We start from the raw sequence: 12,428 nt of genomic DNA, 5'->3' as shown, positions 1-12,428 counted from the left end.
GTCGAAAGGGGACACTGCCCATGAATTTATATTGGATAAGGCGCATTCTCTGCGCATCGCTATTGTTTCTTGTCTTTTCAACAAGTCAAAACCTCGAAGCGCGCAACGAGTTGGATTTCAATGCGGTCAGCCCGGTTCCAGGATTGTTTTTAAGCAACGTTCATTTTTTCGAAGTGGGCGACTTTGACAATGATGATGACGGGGACATCGTATTGGTAAGAACTTCTGGGAGCACTCAAGCTGTTGATTTCTACAAGAATGATGCGGGTGTATTCAGTTTTGACAGCTCTATACCCCCCGCTTCATTCGGGGTTCCGCCGAGGATTCACTGTTTGTCGGTCAGCGGGACTAGAGCGTTGGTGGCTTACTCTGATGCGACAATGGGAGGCGCCCCAATTAAGCTGAGGATATTCAGCAAGTCGACAAATTCTTGGACAACGACGGTCGAGGCGGACATTGGGGTCCCCTCGTTGGTGGATTGTGCTCTTTTAGACATGAAAGCGAGCAACGGCGACGCCTACAACGATCTTATCGCATTTTCAACTGGGGGCCTGTTCGGAATGTTCCGGTTTACCGGGGCCGTCTGGGCCCAGATTCCTCAACCGGCAATCGCGAGCTTTAATTCTACTGGACATATCCGGCTTCACAACCCGCAAACCGTTTTCGTGGGCTCAGGTGTAGATGGAGGACGGTTTATCTCATTGATAGCAGCTCCATTTCCTCCGCTGCGGTTGGATTTCCCGACCGATCCACTTCCAGTGACTCCGGTGGGCGTGGCAACCGCAGGGCCTTTCTCATTTGTGAACAGTACCTACTACTTCTTTGGGAGCAACAATACGGGTGTTCCTTATGCACAACCCTCTGGCACGTCGTCTTTAACTATCAGCAACATTACCACCCCACTCTTAAACGATGGTGCTGGTCTGGTTGGGCTATTTGATCGAATAAGCTCGCCAGATCTTATCCTACAGACCGATAACTCAGTCCTCGAAGTTAAAGAGACGACTGGTACACAAGTTCAGGTCTTGAGTACGGGAGGAGACGCCTTAAGGAACTTCCGCAAGATAGACATCAACGGGGATCGTCTGCCCGACGTCGTGTTTCTGCAAAATCAACCTGGGACGATCGGAATGATCGTGCAAAAACCTTGTGTTCAGAACTCGAACTGTCCTGAGGCCGATGATACCTGCCTCGCGGGAGTTTGTGTGCCTCCTTGCACCGCTGATCCCTCTGTCTGCCCCGCGGGTTCTTCTTATTGTGAAACAACGCTCAACAGTGGGTCAGGCGCGTGTTTGGAGTTTTGCACCAACAATCTGCCATGCATTGAGGCTGGTCTGACCTACTGCTATCTCGCGACGGGCCAGTGTGAGTACCCTTGCACTGCAGGTAGTTGCCAGGCTGGTGATTCATGTGTTTACGGACAATGTGCTCTGCCATGTTTCACAGACCCCGACTGCCCGGCTCCGGCCTATTGCGATGCCGGACAGTGCCGGGAGCTCTGTTCGGTCAACTTAGATTGTTCGTATCTCCCAAACAGCTATTGCTACCAGGGAACTGGGCAGTGTCTGACTCAATGTACGACATCTGATGAGTGTCCGAATGATGATGCCTGCGTTTTTGGAGAGTGCCTCGTCGGCGGTTGTGCCGACGATTTAGATTGTCCCGCAGGTACCACGTGTGATCCCACGGCAAACGCGTGTCATGAGCCTTGTCTGGTGAACGATGATTGTGGGTTGGGAGGCGTTTGCGCTGCGGACGGGCGTTGCGAGTCGAATGTCAATACATTTGCCGAAGTTGACTTCTATACGGGAATGACGCCCGCCAAACTGAACAATGACAGTAAGGTGGACTTCTTTGCGAATTTTCGCATGGGGGCATTAAATGAAGTTCACACAGTTGAAACTGTGGATCCTCTTCTACCGGATTTCACTGAAGACGACATTTTTGACAATTCAGGTGTTGTCGACGGCGTGATGTACGCACAAGGAGTTGGTGATTGTGACTCCGATGGAATCTCAGATCTCGCCTTTAGCGTAAGGCACTCCCCGGGCGTTAGCCTCATGGTTGCGCGTTCAACTGAGGGGCATAGTCTCAATGCAGTCACTCTCAGCAAAACACTTTATCAGGGAAAAGAAGCTCAAGAGATTCAGATGGTGGACTTTGATAAGGATGGTCACGTGGACGTGGCCCTCTTGGAGCAAAACGGCTTCCTTCGGGTGTTTCAAGGTCTTGGGAATTGCGAGTTCCAAGAACGATATCTTGGAACGGTCACGCATGGTTCTGGATTCATGCGAGCCGCAGATATAGATGGGATCGATGATTACGAAATCGTAACTTATGCCAACGGCACCCTAAGAGTCTATCGATTTGACCCCAACAACTGGACCTTTATTCCCGTGGTCAACGACTTGATCAATGTAAGTGCCTTCGAATTGGAGATTGGCAACCTCATTGATCCGGACACCGATACACAAGAGATTGCAATCATCACGTTCGATCGAACGCTGATCTATGCGTACGACCCCATCCTGCACACCACACAATTGCAGTATCTAGGCCTGATTGACCATCAAGGGTGGGGAGCGGTCGGCGGAGCCGTTGGAGATATTCGAGGAGATAGAAGGGACGAACTGGTGATCCTTCTCCCCGGTACTTACCACAGCGGCACTCGCAACTCCGGTATGGCGATGCTGCAATATGGAGGGGCGCGGGCAACCCTCTTCTATACGGATCTATCGACCGATATTGACGAGGTCTTTTTGGTGGACGTGACGGGAGACGGGGTCAGAGATGTAGTCGCGAGGACTGCTGCGAACACGATTCTTTCAATATACCCAGGTTCGACGACTCCGCTCTCGGCGCCCACATCGATAGGTGGACCAACCCGCGACTTCGCAAAAGTTCGCGTCGCGGACGTCAACTCCGACAGGAATCCGGACATTGCATACCTCGCGTTCGGGTCAACATATTTTGGTTCACGCCGAGGACCTGAGTTTACTGATGGAGATGAGGAATACGACCCAGCGGCGGATTATGAGTCATTTGCGATTGGTGACTTGAACAGCGACGGAAAGCTGGATTCGGTCTTCTTCTCGTCTACCGACTCGGCCAAGAGCCAAATTGCTTATGGAATTGACGGTGGAGGATTTGGGCCATGGGTAGAGCTCTCTAACGACCGCACCAGCGCGCTGCCGGCATTATCGCGTAGCTCAGGCGTGGTGGCGGCGCTGACCGCCGCGGGTCGTGCCGATGTCATGGTTGGCAATGCAGCGGGATATAACTACCTGCTTCAGTCCGACGTGATGGCACCGGAAGGCTTCTTGCCCACTTGGACGGGGGCCTCCTCAGCACGCACCAACGTGATCGCTGCTGGCGACCTCGACCAAGACGGTATTCCCGATCTCGTGATCGGCGGAGTGCATGACGCCGCTCAAACGGCTCGATGGTTGAGGAACGATGGTGAGGGCATAGTGTATGAAAACAACAACTTCCCGCATCTGAACAATTGGACCCAGACCGCCGTGGCGCTGGCTGATTTCAATAACGATGGGCGACTCGACGTGGTCTTTGGGCATGATGGACAGCCGACAGCGGTCATGCTCCAAGATCCATTTGCTGCGACACCATTTCCTGCAATCGACTGGCAAACCCCATCCGAAATCTTCACAGCAGAACTTGTCACGGATGTGGAGGCTGCGGACCTCAACGGTGACGGCTGGCCGGACCTGGTGGTGGTTGGCGCTACGCACAACTCGGTCCAAGTCTACTTGAACAACGGACCGAACTCCCCTGATTTTGGATTCAGCGCCGCACAAATCGACGACTCAGGTTCCTGGGCTTCGAGTGCGACGGCCGATATGGATGATGACGGCGACCTAGACCTGGTTCTGGCACCTGTGAGCGGCGAGCTCCATATCATGTGGAACAACTTCTATGTAGATTCGGCCCCTGGGCAAAACCAACTGACTACAGCAGTGGTCTATCGTCCAAATCTTCCTCTGAACTTTGACGATGGCGGCGCAGGAAGGCCGGTTACAGGTATCACTTCGATCCCCGTATTTTTGAGGGATGCTGAGAGCGATAAGGCCGACGTAGTAATGCAATACCGAAAAGTAGGCGCTGGCACTTGGACAACTTTCTTTGAATTCCCACAACTTGAGACCTCGCCAGGCGGTCGTTACTACTACTTCTCATGGGATACTTCCAGTCTTGGCACTGGTGAATTTGAGGTGCGTGCCAATGTTTCTCAGGCGCCGATTCCACCTGTCCAGGTTGTAACAACACGTGCCGTGTCACCCCCAATCTTCGTGGTGAATTGTCCGGCATGTGCTGCCAACGAAGTCTGTATCGGTTTGACCTGCCAACCCTCGTGTTCGGTTGACGCTGACTGCCCGGCTGGAGAGGTATGTTACGACTCGAGCTTCTGTGAGACCGCTGATCCATCCACCGTGTCTGCGGATATCTCGTGTTTGCCAGGTGAAGTGCTCATCGGCGTAGATTGTGTGCTCCAATGCTCCGAAGACACCGATTGTGGCGCCGGCGAAATTTGTAATGCGGGTGTTTGTGCGGATCCCGCCGATCCCTGTGATGGTGTCTCGTGCGCGTCCGGCGAAGTATGTGTCTTGGGTGATTGTTCCTCGGACCTTTGCGCGTCCGATGCCGATTGTGGATCGGGCGAAGCTTGTTACGCAGGTGCGGCAGTGGGTAGTTCGGCATGCGGCCCTGAAGATCCCTGCGATGCCATCGTTTGCCCTTCAGGGATGAGCTGTACCGAAGGTGGTTGTTTTGACACGACCAGCGTCTGCACCGCGCCACTTGTCGAGTATGCATTTGGTTGCGGCCCAGCCCCCGATGATCCGACTTCGAGTCCTTGTGACCTTGTGCAGTGTTCAATCGATGAGGTTTGCGTTGAGTCTGCGGGTACCGAAGGTGTTAGCTGCCAGCCAGCGTGTGACGACAACGCCGATTGTCCGTCAGGAACCGTCTGCTTCAACCAGGAATTCTGCGCACCTGAGAATATCTGCGGCGGGCTTGTAATCTGCCCTGCAGGGTTCTCGTGTGAAGAGGGAAGTTGCTTTAGGCAATGTACGTCCAATGATGATTGTAGCGTCACGGATGTTTGCGCCGAGGGCGTGTGCCGACCAGGCCCGTCACCTTGTGATGGGGTCAACTGCCCGCAAGGAGAGTCCTGTTACTTAGGTGCTTGTTTTCCTTCGTGTTCAGATTCAGGCGATTGTACGCCTCCGTACTCATACTGTATGGACGCATCGGTCTGTTTGGAAGTCGAGGATCTTTGCGATGGCATCGTGTGTCCACTTGGAACTCAATGCCATCAGGGCCAGTGTTTGGACAATTGTTCGGACACCGATCCGTGTGTGGATCCCTTCGCCTGCTACTCTGGGATATGTGCCGAAAACGATTGTTCCGTGACGTGTCCTAGTGGCATGGTTTGCTACCAAAACGGGTGTCATACCGCATGTACCGATAGCGAGGACTGTGTGAGCTATCAGGTATGTCACGTGAGCGTGATCGCCCCAGTCGGGCCAGATCGGTGCGCCGGCGAGCCTTGCAATAACGTCTTCTGTGAGCTCGGCGAGACCTGTTTCGGTGGTGTTTGTGCCCCCGTTTGTGATTCCGACGGCACCTGCGACGATCCGGAACATATCTGTTACAACAACGAAGTTTGTCTCCCCGACGATCCGTGCGAAGGCGTCTATTGTCCGATTGGTACCGTGTGTGGTGCCGGTACCTGCCATGTGGCTTGTGCAACGAATGGCGATTGCCCTGGATTTGTAGGCTCGGCCGGATTCCGAAACGTCGCCGATAGCGTTGGGCTAGCCACGCCTTGGCAGAAGTTCGCCGGGGTTGCATGGGCGGACGTCAACGCTGACGGTTGCCTCGACTTGGCGTTGAACACAGCCGATCCCGCCGCGGGCTCTAGACTTTACCTCGCCAATTGTACAAGCCCTGGCTTTACCGACGTTACGGATACCGTGGCACCGATTGACTCATCGGGTGAGTCACATTTCCAGAAGTACACGCGTGAACGCTCGGTCATCTGGGGCGATTGGAATAATGACGGAAACCCAGACCTCGCAAGAAATACCTCCAATATTATCTCGTTGTATCGAAACACGGGTGCTCCCAATTATAGATTGGTCTCTGACCAGGCCTTTACCATTCCCGCGGGCGGTGCATTCTCGGGACGCAGCCAAATGAACAGCGAGGGCATGGCATGGATCGACTACGACGGTGACGGTTGGCTCGACCTCTTTGCTGAAGATGAAGAATACGGGGTCATTACGTATCAGAACCAACGTGATGGGTCGTTCAATAGGGTCGATGTCGGAATCACTGACGGAGCTTTCTTCGACCGCAACGGCGACTTCTGTGCGGCTGCCGATTTGAATCTCGACGGGAATGTGGATCTGGTTTGTAGAAAACCACGGCCTTGGACGGCACTTTCGCACCATCAGGTCTACTTCAATCGCGGAAACGGCACGTTCACTGCGACCTCGCTCATTGGCTCCGACGCGAGCAATTCCAACAAGGGTGGAGTCACGATCTGTGATGTGAACAATGATGGTCGTTTTGACATCATCTGGACTGATAACGGCACAAATCAGATCTGGCTTCAGCGCAGCAATGGGAGTTTCTCGCCTACAGGGGAACCTGGAGCCTCGGCCGGTGTGGCCATGACCAATATGAACGATGTGCTATGCGGTGACGTGGACCATGACGGCCGTCAAGACCTCTTCTGGATTGGAGAGGCGGGCTCTGAGCTCTACCTCAATAAGAGCTCGTCGACCGAGCTGCGATTTGTCCGAAAGAACCTTGGAATTGATTCACGTGTCCGCGCCTACTCGGGGGCCATGGCCGACTACGACCGGGACGGTTCACTCGACATTCTTGTGCACGCCTATCGCCAAAATGAACTTTGGGAAAACCCACGCACGGACAAGCGATACCTGATGATCCGAGCTTTGGTGGACCTCCGCGAGATCGGCGCCAATGTGAACGATGGAACGACGCGTGATGGTATCGGAGCGACCGTGGTGATTCGCAACGCCGACGGAGATATCTTGGGGCTTCGTGAGGTCAGCGGTGGACGTGGGCGCGGTAGCCAAGATCCCGCGATCATGCACTTCGGCTTGCCCTATGGTGAGAACGTTCCGTACCACCTCCGAGTGACCTGGCCGCACGGTCGGGTCGTTGAAAAGTGCGTGGTTCCTTCTACGCTCGGTGAGTATCAACTCGTCGAAATTCTGGACACCGACTCCGACGACACTGATGCATGTGATAACGCCGGCGATTGGAAGCTCTTGGCGACTTCGGCCGAGCAAGCCGGCGAGCCGCAAGAGTATTGCTTTGACGGAAGGTGTGGAGAAGAAGCGTGTGACCACGTGCTCTGTCCAAAAGGAGAGAGCTGTTACGGCGGGGTCTGTCAGCCTGTTTGTAATCAGAACTCCGATTGTGCGGCTGGCGAGGCCTGTTTGGACGGTGTCTGTGTGGGTGATCCTTGCCTCGGCGGCGCTTTTGTATGCCCCGATGGATACTCATGCTCAGACGGAGAATGCCGTGGTGAATGTACGGACGACTCCCAATGTGGGGCCGACGAACAATGCTATCAGGGCGTGTGTGAGCCGAATTCCTGTGACTCCGTGGTCTGCCCCGGGACTCAGGTCTGCCACCAGGGAATCTGCTTTGACGACTGCTCGTCTTGCGAAGCGCCCAATGTGTGCGTGGACGGACGGTGCGCGAGCAGCCATTGTGCAGCGCTCGACGACGACTACAACGATAACTTCATCTTCCGAGTCGCAGATGGTCATATCGTTGGTATCCGCAGCTCCTTGCACTGGTTCTGGCCTCAACCTTTTGTCGGTGCCGGCGGCCAGACTTTCCAGAATTTTGTAAATTACTCGAGCGGCGTTTCCGAAAATCCAGATGTACCTGAGGCTCACACGGCTAGGGCAACACTCTTCCTCGACAGGACGATGGCCACCACGAGCAACCCCGAAGGCCGATACGTCCTGTGGTTGAGTCAGGGCTCCAAGGATGTCTCGCAGGAGCCGGCGATGGCCAGCTATCGTGTGCGTATTTTCAACGCTCAGGGAACGCCGGACAGGGTCTTTGAGGACGATGAGTACGAGTCTTACTCCATCGTCCAAGACGGCGAGTTTGACGACGAATACGTGGTTCACGCCATGGTGACGAGCGGCGCTCAAGACACCGGAAGTATCGCGATTGGAAGGTTCGGCTCACATCATAGCTCGGGCTGGAGCATCGAAATCGACGCAGAGTTCAGTGGAGACGTGCGGAAATGGGAGTGGATCAACGCCGACGGCAGCGTGATCGAACTTGATCCTCGTGAGACCTTGAGATTGGCAATCTCCGAAGCCGGGGCAAACTACTACTCTCGTGATGCCGGAAAGGGCTGTCAGACCGGAAAAGAGGGTATCTGCCGCAGTGGAACAAGTTATTGCGCAAATGGTGAGCGCCGCTGCACCCAGACAGTTCAGCCTTGGGCATTCGAAGTTTGTGATGGCATCGATAACAACTGCAATGGATCGGTAGACGAGCCGGACAGACTTCGGTTCCCAATGGTGGAGTGGAGAACCGACTCCACTTCCTGGCAGCTGATGACCACCATTGACCAAGATCAACGGGTCCAAGATGCGATGAACTTTACGCAACGCGGCTCACGGGATCGTGTCGGAAGCACGGACATTCAGAGCACTGACGGTACCAATATTCAAGCGGTCGACCGGTCGGTTATGGCCATGTACCGCGACCTCAAGACTGGCGGCCTTAGCTTCATCAACGCGATGGGCCGTGATCAAGAAACGAATCGAGACGATTATGAAGCGAGGATGAGGCTCGGCTTCCCCGGTTCAAATACCATTGCTGAAGCATTCCCTGCTTTCTGGGATGATAGGAAGCCCGGTGACCGTGGTGACGACGTTCCTGATCGATTCAGAAACTCAAGGATGGACCTCGAGTTTGATCTCGATGATTACGAGATCAGCGACGATGATTACCGAGAGGCAGATTCCATCGCGATGATGACACGTTGGAGCGGAGCTAAGGTCAGTCTAAGTGAAGTGGAAATGACCTATCGCTGGAGAAATCACACCGACAATAGCAATTCCGACGATCGTCTGAGGTTCGGCGTGCATCAACCTGGTGAGGACTTCCTCCAAATCTCAAGACAACGGACCTTCCATGTGCGCTTGAGCGCAACAAGCCCAGAAAATACGGCGTGTTATGCCGATGGGCTCACGACTGTTAACGGTTGTGGTCTAGGGCTCTATCAGTGTGGGGTCGGAGGCGTTGTATCGTGTTCGGGTCCGAACGATGACGCATGCAATCGTTGTAGGGATGCCGATGGCGATGGTTATCTAGGAAAGGATGGAGCCACGTGTCCAGAGGGCACCGACTGCAACGACAACGATCCTGAGATCTTCCCGGGAGCCGTGGAGCGTTGCAACGGGCTCGACGATGATTGTGACGGCCTGGTAGACATCAAAAATGATACGAAATTCGAAGAGCTGAACGAGACCCCTCCTCCAGCTGGTTCTGCAACGTGTCCGGTCGGTGAAGAACAATGTGGTCCGCAAGAATGCCAGTTCCTCAACGTCTGTGTTTGTCCTGATGGTCCAGAGGACCCGCTCAACCCACCTGCTTCGCCATGTTATTGCGGTGAAGGCTTCTCGCCCCCTGATGGAGACGAGTTAATGACGCCATGGGATGAGTGAAAGTTTTTCGCGCCTGATATAGACTCGCCGGATGGCCAAGAACGACACACAAGAACTCCTTTCCGCCAAGATCGAGACCCCGCCTCATGGGGCTCGGCTCGACGTGCTCATCATGATTGTGGGGGCAGGTTGGGTGCTCTTCACGCTGCTTCATCTGATGAAGGGGCGAATGATTCATTCGGCGATCGACCTCGGCGTTCTGGCTTTGACCGGGATTCTCTGGGTAATCGTTCGACAAGTTGAGGAGGCGCATCACCGTTGGCTTGCGCACGTCAATCTGGGCATCTCGATCACAGGACTTGTGGTGGTCTCGCTCCTTTCGGGGCAGGGAGATGCCATGGCCCTTTGGTATATGGCCGCAGCGCCACTGCTCGCCGTGTTCCAGAGTGGTGCTCGAGCAGCTGTGCTCTGGGCGATTCTCGTGAGCATCGCGCTCGCGGGGATTCATCTCTCCGGCGACTATTTCTACCTTGCGCCTGAGTACGTCTCATCGGGCCAAGAGCTACTCTTCGGGCAGATGTTCCTCGTTGGGTTGGTCCTTGGATTCGCCATCGCATCGTTTCGCACCACGAAACACTATATTGCCCGCATTCAACATCACGAAGAGCTGATGCGTGAAAAGGCGATTGCCTTGCGCCGAAACGCCACCGAACTCGAGCGTGCCCGCGACCAGGCTGTTCGAGCCTCAAATATCAAGAGTCAGTTCCTCGCGAACGTCTCGCACGAGATTAAGACCCCGCTAAACGGCGTGTTGGGTATGGTGTCCGTGCTATTCGCCACGCCGCTTACGCCCGAACAGCATCAGATCCTGCGGACCATCGATAAGTCGGGAAAGTCGCTCCTGAGTATTATCAACGACTTGCTTGATTTCTCGAAACTTGAGGCCGGCGGGGTGCAAATCGAAACCGTGGCTTTTGATCTTCGAGAGTGTATCGAAGACGTGCTCGATCTTTTCAGCGGCCCAAGTTACGAAAAAGGTCTCGACCTCGGCTACACCATGAAGGAGGACGTTCCGACCCGCGTGATGGGAGACGTGACGCGGTTTAGGCAAATCCTGCTCAACCTTGTCAACAACGGCGTTAAATTCACCGAGAGAGGTGAGGTGCGGGTTGAAGTATCGATGTTGGAGGAGCAGATACTGGTTTCTGTGATCGACACGGGCATAGGCATTGATGAGGCCCATCAGCATAAGCTCTTTGCAAGCTTTTCTCAGGTGGACGCATCGACCACGCGCAAATACGGCGGAACGGGTCTAGGACTCGCGATTTCCAAGAGAATCGCTGAGCTCATGGGCGGCAAAATTTGGGTCGAGAGTAAGCTCGGTGAAGGAGCCGCGTTTCGCTTCACGTCCAATGTGCAGGCCCTCGATCCGGCTATCGCAGCAGACGTTTCAGGCTGGGATCTTGACTGGCTGGACCCGGCCGCCGACCACCTAACACTCTTCGAAAAGCAGATTCTACTGGTGGCTTCACCAGGAATCTCTCGAGACACCCTGATCTCATTCGCGATGCAGTGGGGCATGGATGTTTTCCTCGTGCTCGACCCGGTGAGAATTCGTCACACCTTGGAATTGGAGCCAGGCTTGGCGATGGCTGTATTCTTTGCCGAAGACTACAGACCCGAACATCTGGAGGCGGTGCGAGAACACCGGCCGAATCTGCCTATTGTTTTGGTTGGAACGCTGGCTGATCCGCAGTCGGTGGCAAGCGAAACGGGTTTCCAGGGCACCATCTACAGGCCTTTGCGTTATCGGCAGGTCGTGCACACTTTCGAGGGGTTGCTCGGAGGACAGGCCTCCACCGTTCCCAAAGTTCCTCGCTCCCTCAATCCGTTTGACGGCGAGTTCGCTCGTCGCATTCCTATGCGGGTCTTGGTGGCAGAAGATAATCTGGTCAATCAAAAGGTCGCCGAGGCCATGCTGCGCGGCCTTGGGTACGACCCACACATTGTGGCCACGGGCGCCCAGGCGCTGGAATTGAACACCGAGACCGAGTTTGATGTGATCCTCATGGACATGCACATGCCAGAAGTTGATGGGCTCGAAGCCACGCGAAGAATCCGTCAAAAGTCCGGGACCAGTAGGCCATGGATCGTAGCGCTGACGGCAAGCTCGTTGGAGGAGCAGCGCCAGCAGTGCCTGGACGCTGGGATGAACGATTTTATCGGGAAGCCCATTGAGATTGAAAGCTTGATCGGCGCGCTTGAGCGATACGGAAAGGCGCGCGGAATCACCACCTCGAACGATATGGTTTCCGCTCTGGAGCGAGACGAGGAGCCCTTAATGCGCCTCAAAGAGGTGTTTGCCAAACAACCCGATAAGTATAACGAACTGATTAAAGACCATATTGAGAATGGACGTGAGCTGATCGGTCAGATCGACGATACCCTGCATCAAGAGAATTGGGGCGGGCTTGAGGTAGCCGCTCATTCGCTAAAGGGGTCCGCTTCGCTCTTTGGGTCTACAAGGGTCAGTGAGCTCGCACAGCGCCTCGAGGTAAGCGCAAAGAATAAAGGAACAGGGGATGCGTCTAAGTTGTTTGAGGCGCTTGTTCAGGCGTGGGCGAAGAGTGAAATCGGGCTTCAATCCGAAATAGAACGAAACCGAACCACTGTTTCACCATCAGAAGCAAGCCATAGTTGATTTGTAGTTCACCTTTTGAGAGACCCTCCGCA

The 12,428-nt window shown here is 54.6% G+C and carries 2 protein-coding genes; both read left to right on the top strand.

Annotated features, from left to right (window positions below; translation table 11 throughout):
- Positions 1 to 494 precede the first annotated feature (494 nt).
- Positions 495 to 9,755 (top strand): FG-GAP-like repeat-containing protein, encoded by a 9,261-nt coding sequence (locus tag FRD01_RS09295; RefSeq protein ID WP_249756139.1) that lies wholly within the window; start codon positions 495 to 497, stop codon positions 9,753 to 9,755.
- A gap of 31 nt (positions 9,756 to 9,786) precedes the next feature.
- On the top strand, positions 9,787 to 12,396 hold the full coding sequence (locus FRD01_RS09290; RefSeq protein ID WP_146959114.1) for an ATP-binding protein: 2,610 nt from the start codon (positions 9,787 to 9,789) through the stop codon (positions 12,394 to 12,396).
- The last annotated feature ends 32 nt before the right edge of the window (positions 12,397 to 12,428 follow it).

The sequence above is a fragment of the Microvenator marinus genome, assembly GCF_007993755.1.
Lineage (GTDB): Bacteria > Myxococcota_A > Bradymonadia > Bradymonadales > Bradymonadaceae > Allomicrovenator > Allomicrovenator marinus.
Note: the sequence above shows the minus strand (reverse complement) of the source record. Positions and strands in the feature narration are given on the sequence as shown.